The organism is Paraburkholderia haematera, assembly GCF_905220975.1.
GTDB lineage: Bacteria > Pseudomonadota > Gammaproteobacteria > Burkholderiales > Burkholderiaceae > Paraburkholderia > Paraburkholderia haematera.
On record NZ_CAJNBK010000025.1, the window covers coordinates 12,140 to 31,131 of the forward strand.

Sequence of the window (18,992 nt, forward strand, 5' to 3'; positions counted from 1 at the left end):
GTCAGGCCGCACCGGCCGCCAGCCGTGCCGACGGCAAACTCGACTGGTCCGTTACCATGGCCCGCGCGCAGACCGGCGACCAGGAATCCTATCGTCGGCTGCTCAAGGACATCGCCCCCTATCTTCGTGCGCTCGCGGCGCGGCACATCCGGAATGCCGACGACATCGAGGACGCAGTTCAGGACGTGCTGTTAACTGTTCACTCGGTCCGCGACACGTACGACCCGGCACGGCCGTTCGGACCGTGGCTGGTCGCTATCGCAAACAGACGCATCGTCGACAGCTTGCGCCGGAGTGGGCGGATAGGTTCACATGAAACGTCAGTGGAAAATGAGCTTGAAACCTTTGCTGCCGATGCAGCGAACCTACAGGAAGAGGCCGTGAATGCCCGCCAGGTGAGGGACGCTATCGGGCAATTGCCTGCCGGACAGCGCGACGCAATGCGAATGCTCAAACTCGAAGAAATGTCGCTGCAGGAGGCTGCGGCCGCAAGCGGAACTTCGATTGCGGCATTGAAAGTGGCCACGCACCGGGCAATGAAACGACTACGGGACATGTTCCGGCAGCGAGGTAGCAAATCATGACTCGGACCTCCGACCTGATCGACATGCTGGTCGCGGACGCAACACCGGTCCGGCGTCTGTGGCCTCCCGCAGCGAGAGCAGCCTGCTGGTTGTTGTTTGCCGCAGCCGTGATGCTCTTCGTTGGTATCGCGCATGGGGTGCGTGCCGACCTGTTGGTCAAACTGCATCAGCCGCTATTTGCAATCGGCGTAGCTGCGGCGATGGCAACGGGCATTCTGGCCGCCACCGGTGCTTTCCTTGCCAGCGTGCCAGGCATGTCGCGCCATTGGCTTCTGTTGCCGGCACCGGCTTCTCTCGTCTGGGTAGCGACGATTGGCTATGGTTGCCTGACCCATTGGGTCACGATTGGACCGGAAGGCATGTCCCTTGGCGAAACGGCCAGATGCTTTGCTACCCTGATCTTGGTCGGTACACCGCTATCGCTGGTCATGCTGATTATGCTGCGCCACGTCGCTCGACTGTCACCAGGTCCGGTGACGATGGCGGGCAGTCTCGCGGTCGCCGCCATGACTGCGGTTGCATTGTCGATTCTCCATCCGCTCGACGCTTCGGCGATGATATTGCTGTGGAATCTTGGCGTCGCCGCGCTTTATCTGTCGTTGAGCGGCCGGTACGGTCGTCGACTTTTGGGTTGGGTGGTGCAGCGCTGACACCCGGACGCCTCACGCGATGGCAAACGAAGCGTCCTCAAGAAAACCACGCGTTGGAGCGTTCCCTACTCGCACGAAGCTTTGGGTCCTCAATCCTCTCGACGTCGCGCACGGCCTATCGCGTAAGTTTGGTCAGGCGCAGCAGGAGCCAGACTGCTGCATCGGCGGGCACCTGTTAGTGCCGTACGAGCATCGCCCACCGCACATTCTTCAGATTTAGCGTAGAGCCTGTGGAAAGCAACCGCGAGCAGGGAGCCCGTGGTGGTCCAGCGAGGTCGCATGGCACTTCCCTTTCGAACGGGTTGAGTCTAGTCTGGGTGCGTACCTAAGTACGGAGTCAAGCGCGCCATGCAGGAAATGACCATCGGACAACTGGCTGAAGCAGCAGAAGTCAACGTCGAAACAGTGAGGTACTACCATCGCCGCGGATTACTGTCGGCGCCACCCCGACCGGCTGGCGGCATCCGCCGATATCCTGCAGTCATACTGACCAGGCTTCGCTTTATCAAGCGATCCCAGTCGCTGGGCTTTTCGCTCGATGAGGTGAAGGCCCTGTTGTCGCTGCACGATGGTCAAGCCTGCAACGCCGCGCGCACGATCGCCGAACATAAGCTTGTCGATGTGCGCCAGCGCATTCAGGATTTGTCCATGCTGGAAGCCGCACTGGCAACACTGGTCGAGCGCTGCTCGATGTCGAAAGGCAAGGTGTCGTGCCCACTCATCGACACGCTCATGAGCGACGGCGAGCTGACCCAATGAGCAGGAACCGTGGATTTGCGATTGGCGCAGACTTAGTTGTGCCGCGATACGCATAAAAAAAAGGCGTCACGTTGCCGTGACGCCTTAAAAAGTTCTAGCCATTCCGAGGGCCGTGCTAGAACCTGAGAGACGGTATTCGAAAGTTGGACGGGCGCGATGCTGGACGCCGGACTCGATATTCGAGGCAGGCATTGCGTGGACTGTTACGGGGGACTGTTCTAGACACTCGACCACACACTCCGCGAGCCACGGCTGGTTCGAAACTTCAAAATGCAGAACCTGAACCCGTCTTTCGAAATGAGGTTCCATTTTTTATGGTTATGCTGACTAAGTCAAGCAAAATCTGACGAGGCTTCGTTCGTTTCGGCAAAATATTCCGATACAATGAATCTTCAGATGAAAAATGAACTACGTGCCCCATTTTGGGGCCCCTCGCCAAGCCTTTGCGGAACGGTTGCTTGCAGGCAAGCGAACAGAAAACTGAAATCTAGTTCCAAAAAAACGAAATGAACCGACCGACGCTCCCCCACACTGCTGCGGGCCCAGTCAAAGACAAAGACGGCCCGGGCGACGAAGTCACCGCGTTGGCCCGCGGTTTGACCGTGCTGCGCTCGATCGCCGCAGCCGACGCGCCGCTCAGTAATCGCGAATTGACCGAGCTGACCGGCATCCCCAAGCCGACCGTTTCGCGGATTACCGCCACGCTCGTTAGCGCAGGTTTCCTGTTCCGCTTGCCCGAAAGCGAGCGATTCGTGCTGACCTCGTCGGTCCTGGAGTTGAGCAACGGCTTTCTGCGCAACTTCGACATCCGGGCACGAGCGCGCCCCTTCCTCATCGAACTCGCGGAACGCACCGCATTGTCGGTGCATCTGGCCGTACGCGACCGCCTCGACATGGTCGTGATCGACGCGATCCGGCCACGTTCGGCGGTGCTGGTGTCGCGCCTCGAGATCGGCTCGCGCATGAACCTTAGCCGCACCGCCGTCGGCCGTGCCTATCTGTCGGCATTGACCGAACCGGAACGCGAAAAACTCCTGATCGGTTTGCAGGCCGCCGAAGGCGACGATTGGGGCCACGTCAGCAGCCGTCTGATAAGCGCATTACGGGAAACCGCGGAGCAAGGCTTTGCGATCGCGACGGGCGAATGGTACAACGGCCTGAACGCCATCGCCTCGGGGTTCATCGGCCCCTCGGGCGAACGCTATGCCGTCAATTGCGGCGGCTCCGCGGATCAGTGCCCGCGCGATTGGCTGATCTCGCGCGCGGCGCCGGCGCTGCTCGAATGCATCAGCAAGATCGTTATCGAGATCGGCGGCGCACCCGGGCGCCGGCTGGATAACTGAAACACACTGAAACGTGCCGAGGCTCGCCGATCGGCGAGCCTCGGCATTTTCAATCCACTCTCGATACGTCCTGTAACCTTCGTAATCAAAAGAAAAATACACGGGTGGACTGTTACAGTGCCCGCAACGTAGGATCATGCATTCCCGTCGCGGGGCGCGCGCCCGGCTTGCTGCTATCACCCTTCGATAACGTCCCGCCGACCTGTCACGATGGCGCAATCCGTTAGCATCCTTGTCCCGCGCCTCGGGTAGCATCGCGCTGAACATTTGCGGCGCGCCTGCTGTCGAAACCGCCTGTCATGCCGCCTGCGTGCCGGCCCGCCGAACTGTCGAAGCGGCGCAAACGCACGAGCGGCTCACATCAAAGCCAGTCACCAGACCGAACCGATGGACGAACAACAAAAGCTTCCGGAAACCTCACGCCCTGCCGCTCCGGCTTCTCAACCCGGTTCGAAACCGCTCCCTACAGGCAAGCCTGCTGGCGGTCCCGGCAATGAGCCGGGCGCACCCCAACGCCATCGCGGCCGCACGATCGCCCTGATCGTGGCAGCGCTGGTGATCCTCGGGGTTGTGGTGTGGCGCTGGCATCCGTGGGGCGGGCCCGGCGGCAGCGCGAGCGCGGCTGCCGGTGCGAGTGGTGCGAGCGGCAGCCGCCCGGGTCGCGGTGGCGCCGGCGGCCTCGCCAACATGCCGCAGCCCGTTCATGTGGCAACCGCCAAACAGGGTGAGATGCCGGTCGTGCTGACCGCGCTCGGCACGGTCACGCCGCTCGCGAACGTCACCGTGCTGCCGCAGTTGAGCGGCGTGCTACAGGACGTGTATTTCAAGGAAGGCCAGATGGTCAAGAAAGGCGACGTGCTCGCCCAGATCGACCCGCGCCCCTATCAGATTTCGCTGGAAAACGCGCAAGGCACGCTCGCGCGCGACCAGGCGCTGCTGCAGACCGCCCGCCTCGACCTGAAGCGCTATCAGACGCTGCTCTCGCAAGACTCGATCGCCAGCCAGCAGGTCGATACGCAGGCCTCGCTCGTGCGGCAGTATGAGGGCACGGTGAAGTCCGACCAGGCGAACATCGATACCTTCAAGCTCGATCTCGTTTATGCGCGCATCACCGCGCCGGTGTCGGGGCGCGTCGGTTTGCGCCAGGTCGATCCGGGCAACTACGTGACGCCAGGCCTGACCAACGGCATCGTCGTGATTACGCAGTTGCAGCCGATCAGCGTGATCTTCACCACCTCCGAAGACAATCTGCAGCAGATCCTCCAGCAGACCCAAACCGGCGCGAAGCTCTCGGTCACCGCATACGACCGCAGCAACACCACGTCGCTCGAAGGCGGTTCGCTCGAAACCCTGGATAACCAGATCGACACCACCACCGGCACGGTCAAGCTGCGCGCGGTGTTCCAGAACGACAAGAACCTGCTGTTCCCGAATCAGTTCGTGAATACACGCCTCCTCGTGGATACGATCAAGGACGCCGTGATCGTGCCGACGCCGGCCGTGCTGAACGGCTCGATGGGCTCGTTCGTGTACGTGGTGAAGCCGGACAACACGGTAACGGTGCGTCCGGTCAAGGTGGGCCCGGTGGATGGCGAACGCACCAGCATCAAATCCGGCCTGCAAGTCGGCGAGCGCGTTGTGATCGACGGTTCGGACCGGTTGAAAGAAGGCGCGAAGATCACAATTCCGGCCGACAAGCCGCGCGGCGCTTCCGGCGCCCGTGGGGCAAGTGGCGCGAGTGGCGCGGCGGCTGCCTCGGCTGCATCCGGCGCCCGGGCGCATCACGGCAAACACGCGGCGCAAGCCTCGCAATAAAGGCACGGCAACTACCGCATGAATCCATCCCGCGCCTTTATTCTGCGACCCGTCGGCACCGCGCTGCTGATGGCGGCGATCATGCTGGTCGGCCTCGTCGCGCTGCGCTTCCTGCCGCTCTCCGCGCTGCCCGAAGTCGACTATCCGACGATCCAGGTGCAGACCTTCTACCCGGGCGCGAGCCCGGACGTGATGACCTCGTCGGTCACCGCGCCGCTCGAACGTCAGTTCGGGCAGATGCCGTCGTTGAATCAGATGTCGTCGCAAAGCTCGGCCGGCTCGTCGATCATCACGCTGCAGTTCAGCCTCGATCTGCCGCTCGACATCGCCGAGCAGGAAGTCCAGGCGGCGATCAACGCCGCGGGCAACCTGCTGCCGTCCGACCTGCCCGCGCCGCCGATCTACGCCAAGATCAATCCCGCCGACGCGCCGATCATCACGCTCGCGATCACGTCGAAAACGATGCCGCTCACGCAGGTGCAGGATCTGGCCGACACGCGTCTCGCGCAGAAGATCTCGCAGGTGGCGGGTGTGGGCCTCGTGAGCCTGTCCGGCGGTCAACGCCCGGCCGTGCGGATTCAGGCGAACCCGCGCGCGCTTGCCGCATACGGTCTGAATCTGGACGATCTGCGCACCACGATTTCGAACCTGAACGTCAACACGCCGAAGGGTAACTTCGACGGCCCGACGCGCAACTACACGATCAACGCGAACGATCAGCTGACCGACGCCGACGCCTACAAGAGCGCCGTGGTGGCGTACAAGGGCGGCCGCCCGGTCATGCTGACCGATGTGGCCACCATCGTGCAGGGCGCGGAGAACACCAAGCTCGGCGCATGGGTCAACAACACGCCGGCGATCATCCTGAACGTGCAGCGCCAGCCGGGCGCGAACGTGATTCAGGTGGTCGACAGCATCAAGGCGCTGCTGCCGAAATTGCAGCAGTCGCTGCCGGCCGCACTCGAGGTTGAGATCGTCACCGACCGGACCACTACGATCCGCGCTTCCGTGCGCGACGTGCAGTTCGAATTGCTGATGTCGGTCGCGCTGGTGGTGCTGGTCATGTACCTGTTCCTCGCCAACGTCTACGCCACGATCATCCCGAGCCTCTCCGTGCCGCTGTCGCTGATCGGCACGCTCGCGGTGATGTACCTGTGCGGTTTCTCGCTGGACAACCTCTCGCTGATGGCGTTGACCATCGCGACCGGCTTTGTGGTCGACGATGCCATCGTGATGATCGAGAACATCGCGCGCTATGTCGAAGACGGCGAGTCTCCATTGGAGGCCGCGCTGAAGGGTTCGAAACAGATCGGCTTCACGATCATTTCGTTGACGGTTTCGCTGATCGCCGTGCTGATTCCGCTGCTCTTCATGGGCGACGTGGTCGGGCGCCTGTTCCACGAATTCGCGATCACGCTGACTGTGACGATCGTGATTTCGGCCGTTGTCTCGCTCACGCTCGTGCCGATGATGTGCGCGAAGCTCCTGCGCCACTCGCCGCCGCACGAAAGCCACCGGTTTGAAGCGAAGGCCCATCGGTTTATCGACTGGGTGATCGCCCGTTACGCGGTCGCGCTCACCTGGGTGCTGAACCGCCAACGCGCCACCCTGTTCGTCGCGGTGCTCACGCTGGTGCTGACCGGCGTGCTGTACGTGTACATTCCGAAGGGCTTTTTCCCGGTGCAGGACACCGGCGTGATCCAGGCCATCACGCAGGCCCCGCAGTCAGTGTCGTATGCGTCGATGGCCGAGCGCCAGCAGGAACTCGCGGCGCAGATCCTGAAGAATCCCGACGTGGAAAGCCTGACCTCGTTCATCGGTGTGGACGGCAGCAACATCACGTTGAACAGCGGCCGCATGCTGATCAACCTGAAGCCGCGCGACGACCGCAAAAATACCGCGAGCGACGTGATCCGCCAGTTGCAGCAGGACGTCGCGCATATTCCGGGCGCGTCGCTCTATATGCAGCCGGTGCAGGATCTGACGATCGATTCCACTGTCAGCCCGACGCAGTACCAGTTCATGCTGACCGACCCGAACATCAGCGAATTCACCACGTGGGTGCCGAAGCTGGTCGAACGGCTGAAGCAGTCGCCGGAACTGGCGGACGTGGCCACCGACTTGCAGGACAACGGCCAGTCGGTCTACATCGAAATCGACCGCGCCACCGCGTCGCGTTACGGCATCACGCCCGCCACCGTCGATAGCGCGTTGTATGACGCCTTCGGCCAGCGCATCATCTCGACCATCTTTACGCAGTCGAACCAGTACCGCGTGATTCTGGAAGCGCAGCCGCAGATGCAGCACTACACGGAATCGCTGAATTCGATCTACCTGCCCTCGTCCACTTCGTCGGGCGGCCAGGTGCCGTTGTCGTCGATCGCGAAGTTCATCGAGAAGCCCGCGCCGCTGCTGGTCACGCATCTGAGCCAATTCCCCGCCACGACCGTTTCTTTCAATCTCGCACCTGGCTCCTCGCTTGGCGCGGCGGTGAAAGCAATCGATCAGGCGGAGAAAGATATCGGGCTGCCGGCATCGTTCCAGACGCGCTTCCAGGGCGCGGCGCTGGCGTTCCAGGCGTCGTTGTCGAACGAACTGTTCCTGATCCTGGCGGCGATTGTCACGATGTATATCGTGCTCGGGGTGCTGTACGAGAGCTTCATTCACCCGATCACGATTCTGTCGACGCTGCCCTCGGCAGGCGTCGGCGCGTTGCTCGCGCTGTTGATTACCGGGCACGATCTGGACATCATCGGCATCATTGGTATCGTGCTGCTGATCGGTATCGTCAAGAAGAACGCCATTATGATGATCGACTTCGCGCTCTACGCCGAGCGCGAGGAAGGCAAGCCGCCGCGTGAAGCGATCTATCAGGCGTGTTTGCTGCGCTTCCGGCCGATCCTGATGACCACGCTCGCCGCCCTGCTCGGCGCCCTGCCGCTGATGCTTGGCACCGGCGCGGGCTCGGAGTTGCGCCGCCCGCTCGGTATCGCGATTGCCGGCGGTTTGATCGTCAGCCAGTTGCTCACACTGTTCACCACGCCGGTGATCTATCTCGGCTTCGACGCGCTCGCCCGTCGTGCGCGCGAGCGCTTCAATCGCGGCAAACCTGTGCCGCCCGCCACCGATGCAGGGACTTAAGCGATGAACCTGTCGCGTCCGTTTATCTCCCGCCCGGTCGCCACCACGCTGCTGGCGGTCGGGATCGCGCTGTCCGGGATTTTTGCGTTCACCAAGCTGCCGGTCGCGCCGCTGCCGCAGGTCGACTTCCCGACCATTTCGGTGCAGGCCACCTTGCCGGGCGCGAGCCCGGACACGGTGGCGACCAGTGTCGCGAGCCCACTCGAACGGCATCTCGGCTCGATCGCCGACGTCACCGAAATGACCTCGCAGAGTTCGGTCGGCTCGACGCGCATTACGTTGCAGTTTGGCCTGAACCGCGACATCGACGGCGCCGCGCGCGACGTGCAGGCGGCCATCAACGCCGCGCGCGCCGATCTGCCGGCGAGCCTGCGCAGCAATCCCACGTATCACAAGGTGAATCCCGCCGACGCGCCGATCCTGATTCTCGCGCTGACGTCGAAGACGCTGACCGCCGGCCAGTTGTATGACTCCGCGGCCACCGTGTTGCAACAGTCGCTGTCGCAGGTGGATGGTGTCGGCGAAGTGGATGTGAGCGGTTCGGCCAATCCGGCAGTGCGTGTCGAACTGGAACCGCATGCGCTGTCGCACTACGGCATCGGCCTCGAAGACGTGCGTGCGGCGCTCGCCGCGGCCAACGCGAACAGCCCGAAAGGCTCGATCGAGTTCGGCCCGAACCGCGTGCAGATCTACACCAACGACCAGGCGAGCAAGGCGTCGCAGTATAAAGATCTGGTCATCGCGTACCGCAACGGCGCAGCGGTGAAGCTGTCCGATGTGGCCGAGGTGGTCGATTCGGTCGAAGATCTGCGCAACCTTGGCCTCTTCAACGGCAAGCGTTCGGTGCTGGTGATTCTGTACCGCCAGCCCGGTGCGAACATTATCGACACCATCGACCGCGTGATGGGGATGCTGCCGCAATTGCACGCGTCGCTGCCCGCCGACGTCGACATCGCGCCGGCCGCCGACCGCTCCACGACGATCCGCGCGTCGCTGAAAGACACCGAGCGCACGCTGATGATCGCGGTGGCGCTGGTGGTGATGGTGGTGTTCCTGTTCCTGCGCAACTGGCGCGCCACGCTGATTCCGAGCGTGGCCGTGCCGATCTCGATCATCGGCACGTTCGGCGCGATGTATATGCTGGGCTTTTCGATCGACAACCTCTCGCTGATGGCGTTGACGATCGCGACTGGCTTCGTGGTCGACGACGCGATCGTGGTGCTGGAAAACATCTCACGGCATATAGAAAACGGCGTGCCGCGCATGAAGGCTGCGTTCCTCGGCGCACGCGAAGTCGGCTTCACGGTGCTCTCCATCAGTATTTCGCTGGTCGCCGTGTTCCTGCCGATTCTGCTGATGGGCGGCATTGTCGGGCGGCTGTTCCGCGAATTCGCGCTGACGCTGTCGCTCGCGATCGGCGTGTCGCTGATCGTCTCGCTCACCCTGACGCCGATGATGTGTTCGCGCCTCCTGCGCGAGCCCCACGAAAAGACAGAAGAAGGACGCTTTGGACGCTGGCTCGAAAGCGGCTTCACGGCGATGCATCGCGGTTATGAGCGCACGCTCGGCTGGGCGCTGCTGCATCCGCGCCTGATCGTAACGATTCTGCTCGCCACTATCGGACTGAACATCTGGCTGTACATCATCGTCCCGAAGGGCTTCTTTCCGCAGCAGGACACCGGGCGGCTGATCGGCGGCATCCAGGCTGACCAGAGCACATCGTTTCAGGCGATGAAGGGCAAGTTTGCGGAGATGATGGAAATCGTCGGCAAGAATCCCGCGGTGGACAGCGTGGCAGGTTTCACCGGCGGCCGGCAAACCAACTCTGGCTTCATGTTCGTTTCGCTGAAGCCGAAGAGCGAGCGCAAGCTATCCGCCGACCAGGTGATCCAGCAACTGCGTGCGCCGCTCGGCGACGTCGCCGGTGCGCGGACTTTCTTGCAGGCGGTGCAGGACATTCGCGTCGGCGGCCGGCAATCGAACGCGCAGTATCAGTTCACGCTGCTGGCCGATTCGACGCCCGATCTGTATCTGTGGGGACCGAAGCTCACGGAGGCGCTGCAAGCGCGCCCCGAACTCGCCGACGTGAATTCCGACCAGCAGCAAGGCGGCCTCGAGGCGATGGTGACGATCGACCGCGCCACCGCCGCGCGCCTCGGTATCAAGCCGGCGCAGATCGATAACACCTTGTATGACGCGTTCGGCCAGCGCCAGGTGTCGACGATCTACAACCCGCTGAACCAGTACCACGTGGTGATGGAAGTCGCGCCGAAGTACTGGCAGAGCCCGGACATGCTGAAGCAGATTTACATCAGCACCTCGGGTGGCAGCGCGAGCGGCGCGCAGACCACCAACGCGCCGGCCGGCACGGTGACCGCGCATACAACCGCTACGACCAGCACGAGCGCGACGACTGGCGGCACGGCCGGTACGACGGCGTCGAGCGCGGCGAGCATCGCTGCCGATTCCGCGCGCAACCAGGCGATCAATTCGATTGCGGCGAGCGGCAAGTCGAGTGCTTCGTCGGGCGCGGCGGTGTCCACTTCGAAGGAGACGATGGTGCCGTTGTCGGCGATCGCGAGCTTCGGCCCGGGGAACACGCCGTTATCGGTGAATCACCAGAGCCAGTTCGTGGCCTCGACGATTTCGTTCAATCTGCCGCCGGGTGTGTCGTTATCGACAGCGACGCAGGCGATTTACGACACGATGGCGCAGATCGGCATGCCGGGGACGATACACGGCAGTTTCCAGGGGACCGCACAGGCATTTCAGCAGTCGATGTCCGACCAGCCGATTCTGATTCTGGCCGCGTTGGCCGCGGTGTATATCGTGCTGGGGATGCTGTACGAGAGTTATATCCATCCGCTGACGATCTTGTCCACGCTGCCCTCCGCGGGCGTGGGGGCGCTGTTGGCTTTGCTGCTGTTCCAGACTGAGTTCAGCATCATTGCGCTGATTGGGGTGATCTTGCTGATCGGCATTGTGAAGAAGAACGCGATCATGATGGTGGACTTTGCGATTGAAGCTTCCAGGCAGGGGTTGTCGTCGCGGGATGCGATTTATCAGGCTTGCATGCTGCGGTTCCGGCCGATCATGATGACGACTTGCGCGGCACTTCTTGGGGCGTTGCCCTTGGCGTTTGGGCGCGGGGAAGGGGCGGAGCTGCGGGCTCCGTTGGGGATTGCTATTGTGGGTGGGTTGATTGTCAGTCAGATGCTGACTTTGTATACCACACCGGTGGTTTATCTTTATATGGATCGGATTCGGGTGCGGTGGGAGTCGCGGAAGGCTCGGAGATCTGGGATGGCGGCTCCTTGATTTTTTTGCCTGCTCGGCGGGGTGTTTGTGGTTTTGGTCTTTTCTTGATTTGGGATTCTTGGTCTTTTCTTGATCTGGAATTTTTGGCCTTTCCTTGTGTTCTTATTGGTCTATTAGCGTTCCCCCTGTGCGGGGGGGCACCTACTTTTCTTTGCCTGCCGCAAAGAAAAGTAGGCAAAAGAAAGCGGCTCACACCGCCAGCTCATAAGCGGGTCCCCTGGCTTGGAGGAGGTAGTGGTGCATCTGGAATCCGTGCCCCCGCACACTCCGCGTTAGTGACCAAGGGCTCATCAGCGCCCACTCCGCACTGCGTGCGTCGCGGATGGGTCTGCTTGGGAAACCAGGGGGCTTTGGTTGTGGGTGGTGGGGGCCCATCGGCTTCGCCTCGGCGAAACACCTCTGCGCCCGGAGGCGAACCCCACTTCAAATGAAATGTCGATGTGTCGCACGCACCCTCATCTCGTAGCGACAGGCGAAGCCGAAGTCGAGAAGCCGCAATCACAGCGGCGATGCGACGATGGGCCGCGACCGCGGCAACGAGTAGATCGCGATGCCAACCGCGGACGATGGTGTTATGAAGCACCGCGTCGGCGCGCGGGGAGTGTCTGATTTTTTGTGTGCAAGGCCGATGGCTCCCACCACGCGCAACCGAAGCCCCTGGTTTCCCATGCAGCCCCGTCCGCGACGCACGCAGTGCGGAGTGGGAACTGATGACACCTTTGTCACTCCCGCCGAATGTGCGAGAACACAGATTCCAGATGCACCACTACCTCCTCCAAGCCAGGGGACCCGCTTAAGAATTAGCGGTTTGAGCCGCTTTCTTTTGCCTACTTTTCTTTGCGGCAAGCAAAGAAAAGTAGGTGCCCCCCCGCACAGGGGGAACGCTAATAGACCAATAAGAACACAAGGAAAGGCCAAAAATCCCAGATCAAGAAAAAACCCAAAACCAAAAACAACCCGCCGATCAGGCCCCCCTCATAACCTCTGCTCAACAGCAAGCAAAAAAACCCGCCGCCACTGCTTAGCCTGCCGCTCGCCCACCATGGGCAAAACCCAAACCGGATGCTTAGCGTCTTTGACTTTCAAAGCGACCTGCCATTGAGCATCATGCCCCTGCACCTCAGCGCCGAGCAGATCGGCAAAGATATAGGCCCCTTGCTCGCCGCCCAGGCGAATCTCACAGAACCGCTTACCGGCAGCAAGCCGGACCGCACCCCATGTCCCTTTAAGCTCGTGAGTCCAATCGCCATCGCGAATATTGGCAGCGACTTCCTTCCGACGCCGCCACCAATAAACAACGGCAGCAATCAAAAGCAAAACAACAAGAACTGCAACCCCAATCGCAACAGCCAGCCCAAACGCCGCCTGCAAGGCATAAAACGCGCGCACCGCGCCATACACCAGCGCGATCAGCGCAATCAACGCAACAACAATCGGCATGGCAAGTTCACCCGGCAAAAATTTCAGGCTAGCACGGACAATACCCAAAGTTCACGGCAAAAAACCATTGCGAAAAATGCGCAACCGCGCGAACCAAACCGTTACGGCTGCTTATGCGCTGCGGCCCAATCCTTCACCGCCTTCAACGTGTTCTCGACGTGCTTCTCTGGCGACAGGCTCGTGTACTCGTAAATGATCTTGCCGTCCGGCGCGATCACGTACGACACGCGATTGGCCATCGAACTATACATCGGCAAACCAGCATCATAGGCGCCGATCACCTTCGCGTCGGCATCGGCCGCCACCGGGAATTTGCTGCGGCATTCGCTCACCGAAAACTTCGTCAACGTGTCGATGTTGTCGTGCGACACACCAATCACCGTCGCCCCATATTTCTTGTACTCGTCGACGGCTTCGGCAAACTCGTGCGCTTCGATCGTGCAGCCCTTCGTGAAGGCCGCAGGATAGAAATACAGCACCACCGGCCCCTTCTTCAACTGGTCAGCAAGCGAATACGTGTAAGTCTTTCCGCCCAGCGAAGCCTCCGTGGAGAACGGCGGCGCTGCATCGCCCGGCTTGAGCGTGGCCGAGGCCGTCAGCGAATGCATCGCGAATCCCACCGACAGGACGGCAGCCAGCGCCGCCGGTATGAATTTTCTTTTCATCTGCAGTTCCTAGAAACGTTAACGCACTCTGTGGGCGCAGTCAGATGACGGTCGCGGCGTTCGGCGGAACGCCGGCAACCTCCATGCGCTATTGGACCACGTACAGACAAGGTACGTCAGAACCCGCAGAAAGGATGCATCAGGCCGCTTCTTCGATATGCGCGCCGAACCACGCCGCAGCAGATAGATTCAGCTCCGCCAGCACCTCGGGCGTGAGCGTCGCGAAGCCGGGCGGTGCATCGGGTCCGGCTGCGATCGAGGTGGCATCGCCGCCCTCGCCGGCTACTTCGGCAATTCGCAGCAAGGTGCCGAGCGCGCCGCCACCCGTGACGATCGCTTCCCGAATCTGCGGCGCAAGGCCGAGTTTCTCCAGCACAGCAGCGGGCGTGCTGCCCACCACCACGTGGACCAGAGAAAAAATACCGGTCATGAAAGCGGCATCGGCAAAATCGTCATCGGACGGGCGCAGCCAGGCCGCGGCCAATTCCATGAAGCGCGAGCGTGTCCCGGCCAGTTGCACCAGCGGATCGGCGCGCCACGGCAGATCGCCGCTGTCCGCGTACAACAGCAATTGCGCCCAGCGCGCGATCTGCCGCGTGCCGGTGGCGATGATGGCCTCGCGCAGCGAGGCAATATTGCGCCCCAGCCCAAACGCGCTCGAATTGACGAGGCGCAGCAGTTGCACCACCACGCTCGGGTTCTGCTTGAGCTCCGCTTCGAGCTCGACAATCCCGGCATCGCGCGACAACAGCGCCAGCAAACGCAGGAGACCAGGCCGCGGCGAACGATTGCGCGGCGCGGCCAGCACCTGCGGCCTCGCGAAGAAGTAGCCCTGGAACAGATCGAAGCCGAGGTCGCGAGCCAGCGCAAAGTCTTCGCGCGTCTCGACCTTCTCCGCGATCAGTGTCTTGCCATGGCCGCGCACCATCGAGGCCAGTTTGGCAAGCGCGCACCGCTCGGTCTGCAGGAAATCGATCTTGACGATGTCGGCGTGCGGCAGCGCAGCGAGCAGCTCATCCGATAGTTCACTGACGTCGTCGAGCGCCACCTGAAAGCCGGCGCGGCGCAATTCGGTCAGCCGGCGGGCCAGATGGGCGTCGAACTTGACGGTTTCGAGGATCTCGAGCACGAAGCGCTCAGGCGGCATCAAATGGACGATATCGTTAAAGAGCAGCGCGCGGTCGATATTGACGAAGCCGCGGTGCTGGCCCAGCACGGCCGCCACGCCGATCCCGCCGATTGCGCGAGCCACGACCTGCGCCGTTGCCTGGGCGTCGTCGCTGACCTCGGCATAGTTATGCGCGCTGGCTCGAAACAGCAATTCATAAGCATTGAGCGCGCCGTCGCGATCGAGAATCGGCTGACGGCCCAGATAAACGAACTGCGCTCCGGACGCCGGGTCGGCGTTTTCGGCACATTGTTCAAGCACCTCGACGTGCCGGGGGATGGCCCCGACAAAGTGACGTTCAGACATGGATCATCGGTGCAAGTGTTCGGAAAGCTGCGCAGCGACGTCATATCCGGCACTGCGCGACAGGTTAGACGTATTAACGGACGCCAGGCCGTTGCACTTTAACCGAATCACTCCCGCCACAACGCCGGGCCTCCTACCGGCTCCCTTACCATTTGTTTTTTACAGCATGCGCTAAAGATTTCCCGCGGCGGGTCGTTATCTCGTTCTGATGGGGCGGCCTGATACCACCTAACCGCCCGGACACGGCGGGCCGTGAGCCGCCCCGCCTGCAGACGAACACAGGTTGCCAGCGACAAACATGGAAGCGAACAGGATCACCGCGCCCCGCCGGGGCTCCTTGCGCACGGTCATCGACCGGTTTCGTGCGTTCGGCCGGCGTGCCCACGTCGAACCGCAGGGACGCGCCAGCCGTACAGCGCAACTGGAACAGGTGGTCGGCGCCGTCGACCTGCTCGCGCACGTCGATCAGGAACTGCGCTTCCTTTATGTTTCCGACGCCAGCCTGCGTTTCATCGGCTATCACCGGGAATATCTCGAGACCATCACGCTGCACGATCTCGTGGCGCCCGCCGACGTGGCGCGTCTCGACGCGCTGCTGACGCGCGCCACCGCCACGGGCAACGTCGAGAAAGCCACGCTCGGCCTCATCAAGTCGCTGACCTATCCGATCACAGTCGAGCTGCGCGTGGTGCGCAGCAGCCACGACGGCGTCGACGGCTATGCAATCGCCGGCTTCGACGTGTCGGCCTGGCGCGCCACCGAGGAACGCCTGACCCAGGCGCTGCACCTGGACCGCCTGACCAATCTGGCCAATCAGCCGGCGCTGATTCCCGCGCTGCTCGACGCGCAACAGCAAGCCGATGTCCACGGCACGCCGGCCGCACTTCTGCTGCTCGACCTCGACGACTATCAGCGCGTGAACCGCGCGCTCGGCTACGATGCCGGCGACGAGATGTTGCGCGACACCGCGCGGCGTCTATTGAATATGACGAGCCCGAGCGAGACGGTGGCGCGTGTCGCCAGCGACGAGTTCGCGATCCTCGTGAAGCCCGCCGCGAGCCGCACCGACGCGGCCGCCGCGGCCGAAACGCTGGCGCGCCGCCTGTTGACCGCGATCCAGCAGCCGTATGTGTTCAACGGCCAGCAGGTGCATCTGTCGGCCAGCATCGGTATTGCGCTCTACCCCGATGTGCGCCACGCCAACGATGACGCCGCCCACGATACGCACCTGCTGCGCTGGGCCGATCATGCCCTGCTGCAAGCCAAGGCGGCCGGCGGCAACACGCTCGCTTTCTACGTACCGGACGACAACCCCGCCGACGCCGAACGCCTGAAGCTCGAAGCCGATCTCTACGACGGTGTGCGCAACGGCGAGTTCTCGCTGCACTTCCAGCCGATCACGAGCAGCCGCACGCACGGCGTGGTCGGCGTCGAGGCGTTGATCCGCTGGGCGCATCCCGTGCACGGCCTCGTCCCCCCTTCGATGTTCATTCCGCTCGCGGAATCGATCGGCCTGATCAACTTCCTCGGCAACTGGGTGTTGAAGGTTGCCTGCATGCAGTTGATCCAGTGGGACGCACGGGGCATCTCGTTGCAATACGTCGCCGTCAACGTATCGCCGCAGCAGTTCCGCGACCCGCGTTTCAAAGACTCCGTGCGCGAAGCGATCGAATTGACGGGCATCGATCCGCGCCGCGTCGTGTTCGAAATCACCGAGAGCCTGCTGATGCACGACCCGGCGCACGCCAAGGTCCTGCTCGAAGAGCTGACCGCGATGGGCATCCGCTTCGCCGTCGACGATTTCGGCACCGGTTATTCGAGCCTGGCCTACCTGCAACGATTCCCCTTGGCCAAGCTCAAGATCGACAGGAGTTTTGTCGAGAATCTGCTAACCTCCCGGAACGATCAGGCAATCGTTAGCGCGGTCGTCGGGCTCGCGCAAACGCTTGATCTCGAACTGGTTGCCGAGGGCGTCGAAACGGAAGCACAACGCGCCCTGCTCACCGAGATGGGGTGCGACCACATTCAGGGATGGCTCGTCTGCAAGGCGTTGCCTTCCGACGAACTCGCGCAGCGTTTCGAAGCGCGCACGCTTCACCTGCACACGGCATAGCAATGCAGGCAAATCTCGTGCGCAGCGGAAGATGCCGGCCTCGTGCCGGTGCAGCACTCATTGGAACAGGTATAGCTTTGGCGGGACTCACATGGTAAAGGCGGCGGTGCTCGACCGGCTCTGGACGCGAATGAGCGAGCGCGGCGATTTCCCCATGCTGTCGCAGTCGCTGCGCACCACCATGGCGGCGATGAACAACGATGACCTCGACTTCACCGGCCTCGTACAGGTCGTGTTGTCGGACTTCGCCTTGACGCAAAAAGTGCTGCGGCTGGCCAACTCGGCCATGTACATGGCGTTCGGCGGCAACATCACCACGGTGTCGCGCGCGCTGATGGTACTCGGCATGGACGCGGTCGGCCATCTGGTGGTCGGCCTGAAAATCGTCGATCACTTTCATCACAGCGCGCCGCGCCGCATCGACGCGAAACTCGAATTGAACCGCACGCTGTTGTCGGGCTGCGTCGCGCGCAAGCTGACCGAGCGCGGCGATCTGCGCGCCGGCGAAGAAGCCGTGGTCTGCACGCTGATGCGGCAGATCGGCAAGCTGCTGGTGGTGTTCTATCTCGACGCCGAATGGGATCAGATCCGCCGTCATATCGAAGACGGTACGCTCGAAGCCGATGCCTGCGTTCTGGTGCTCGGCGTCACGTTCGACGAAATCGGCGCCGAAGCCGCGGTGCGCTGGCGCTTGCCCGACATGATCCGCTCAGGCATGGGCGAGTTCGACCCGCTGGATGTCGAACAGCCGCGCCAGGTGCAATGGCTGCGCGCCATCACCAACTATTCGACAGCTGTCGCCGACGTGCTGACCCAGCAGAACATGCCGGATTGGCAACGCGAGGAACGCATCGCCGAACTGGCACAGGAATACAGCCACGCACTGAATACCGATCCGGACGTGCTGCATCAGATGAGTGTCGCGCTCGCTCGCGAGGAAGGCGGCGACGGCGTGATGCGCGAGATCGTCGAGTTGCGTGCCAATGCGGACGCCATCGCGCGCGAGGCGCTCGATCCGCAGGCGCGCATCGCGGCAGGCGTGGGCGATCTGCGCGGACTGCCCGACGGCAGCGCGCTCGCGCCGGCGTTGGCGCTGGCCGCGGAAACCGTCCTGGCTGCGCTCGGCTTTGCGCGCACGGTGGTGTTCGTCAAGCACAGCAACGGCACCTTCAAGGCGCGCCTTGGGCTCGGTCCGAAGATCGACGCGGCGCTGCCGAAGCTATCGTTCAACACCGCGTTCGAGCCCGACGTGTTTCATCTCGCGATAGCCAACTCGGTAGGCATCTTCATCGAGAACGCGCGAGACCCGAAGATGGTCGCGCGGTTACCGGAATGGTTCCGACGCTCGTTCGACGATGCCCGTGCCTTTGTGCTGCTGCCGGTTGTTGACGAAACCGATCAGACGGTGGCGCTGTTATATGGCGACTGGTCTCATACGCAGGAGCCACGCCGAATATCGCAGAAGGAAATGAGCGCGTTGAATGAACTGGCCAAGGAGTTAGGACGTTTTTTCGGCTTGGGGCAGATGCGGGAAATGGAGACGATGTGAAGACGTGGCGTGATCGTTGATCACGGCGCTTCACACTCACCGGTTTTGTATTTGCCCTAAGTCATGAATCTCAGATGCTCAGAGGCCGGCATGCGCCGCATGCCGGCCTCTGATTCATACCTCACCCCTCAATCCTCAATC

At 62.3% G+C, this 18,992-nt stretch carries 12 protein-coding genes; 9 read left to right on the forward strand and 3 right to left on the reverse strand.

Annotated elements, in window-relative coordinates:
* Positions 1–56: 56 nt before the first annotated feature.
* From KHO23_RS28740 to KHO23_RS28770, 7 genes are all read left to right on the forward strand, one after another.
* Positions 57–584: a sigma-70 family RNA polymerase sigma factor gene (locus tag KHO23_RS28740; protein ID WP_211615492.1), complete on the forward strand. Its 528-nt coding sequence runs from the start codon at positions 57–59 to the stop codon at positions 582–584.
* A complete protein-coding gene (locus KHO23_RS28745) occupies positions 581–1,234 on the forward strand; it encodes an NrsF family protein (protein ID WP_211615494.1) in 654 nt (217 codons plus the stop codon). Before KHO23_RS28740 ends, KHO23_RS28745 begins: the two co-directional genes overlap by 4 nt.
* 348 nt (positions 1,235–1,582) lie before the next feature.
* Positions 1,583–1,993: an Hg(II)-responsive transcriptional regulator gene (gene merR / locus KHO23_RS28750; protein ID WP_211615496.1), complete on the forward strand. Its 411-nt coding sequence runs from the start codon at positions 1,583–1,585 to the stop codon at positions 1,991–1,993.
* Between the two features lie 506 nt (positions 1,994–2,499).
* Positions 2,500–3,336, forward strand: a complete 837-nt coding sequence (locus tag KHO23_RS28755; protein ID WP_211615498.1) for an IclR family transcriptional regulator — start codon at positions 2,500–2,502, stop codon at positions 3,334–3,336.
* Positions 3,337–3,723: 387 nt separating this feature from the next.
* Positions 3,724–5,151 (forward strand): MdtA/MuxA family multidrug efflux RND transporter periplasmic adaptor subunit, encoded by a 1,428-nt coding sequence (locus KHO23_RS28760; RefSeq protein WP_211615500.1) that lies wholly within the window; start codon positions 3,724–3,726, stop codon positions 5,149–5,151.
* Positions 5,152–5,169: 18 nt separating this feature from the next.
* A complete protein-coding gene (locus KHO23_RS28765) occupies positions 5,170–8,292 on the forward strand; it encodes an MdtB/MuxB family multidrug efflux RND transporter permease subunit (RefSeq protein ID WP_211615501.1) in 3,123 nt (1,040 codons plus the stop codon).
* 3 nt (positions 8,293–8,295) lie between these two features.
* Complete coding sequence (locus tag KHO23_RS28770) at positions 8,296–11,610, forward strand: efflux RND transporter permease subunit (RefSeq protein ID WP_211615503.1); 3,315 nt, start codon at positions 8,296–8,298, stop codon at positions 11,608–11,610.
* A 975-nt stretch (positions 11,611–12,585) separates the two neighbouring features.
* Here the strand turns inward: KHO23_RS28770 and KHO23_RS28775 are convergent.
* The 3 genes from KHO23_RS28775 to KHO23_RS28785 all read right to left on the reverse strand — a co-directional run bounded on the left by KHO23_RS28775 (position 12,586) and on the right by KHO23_RS28785 (position 15,189).
* Positions 12,586–13,050, reverse strand: a complete 465-nt coding sequence (locus KHO23_RS28775) for a hypothetical protein (RefSeq protein WP_211615505.1) — start codon at positions 13,048–13,050, stop codon at positions 12,586–12,588.
* Between the two features lie 101 nt (positions 13,051–13,151).
* Positions 13,152–13,715 carry a peroxiredoxin gene (locus KHO23_RS28780; protein WP_211615507.1) on the reverse strand — a complete coding sequence of 188 codons (564 nt, stop codon included), beginning with the start codon at positions 13,713–13,715 and terminating at the stop codon, positions 13,152–13,154.
* Positions 13,716–13,854: 139 nt separating this feature from the next.
* The gene (locus tag KHO23_RS28785; protein WP_211615509.1) at positions 13,855–15,189 is read right to left on the reverse strand and encodes an EAL and HDOD domain-containing protein; all 1,335 of its coding nucleotides are present in this window, start codon (positions 15,187–15,189) and stop codon (positions 13,855–13,857) included.
* A gap of 298 nt (positions 15,190–15,487) precedes the next feature.
* On the opposite strand from KHO23_RS28785, the gene KHO23_RS28790 reads away from it, so the two are divergent.
* Both KHO23_RS28790 and KHO23_RS28795 read left to right on the forward strand, forming a co-directional pair.
* The gene (locus KHO23_RS28790) at positions 15,488–17,302 is read left to right on the forward strand and encodes a putative bifunctional diguanylate cyclase/phosphodiesterase (protein ID WP_211615511.1); all 1,815 of its coding nucleotides are present in this window, start codon (positions 15,488–15,490) and stop codon (positions 17,300–17,302) included.
* Positions 17,303–17,393: 91 nt separating this feature from the next.
* Entirely contained in the window at positions 17,394–18,851 is a 1,458-nt protein-coding gene (locus tag KHO23_RS28795; protein WP_211615513.1) for an HDOD domain-containing protein, read from the forward strand.
* Positions 18,852–18,992 lie beyond the last annotated feature (141 nt).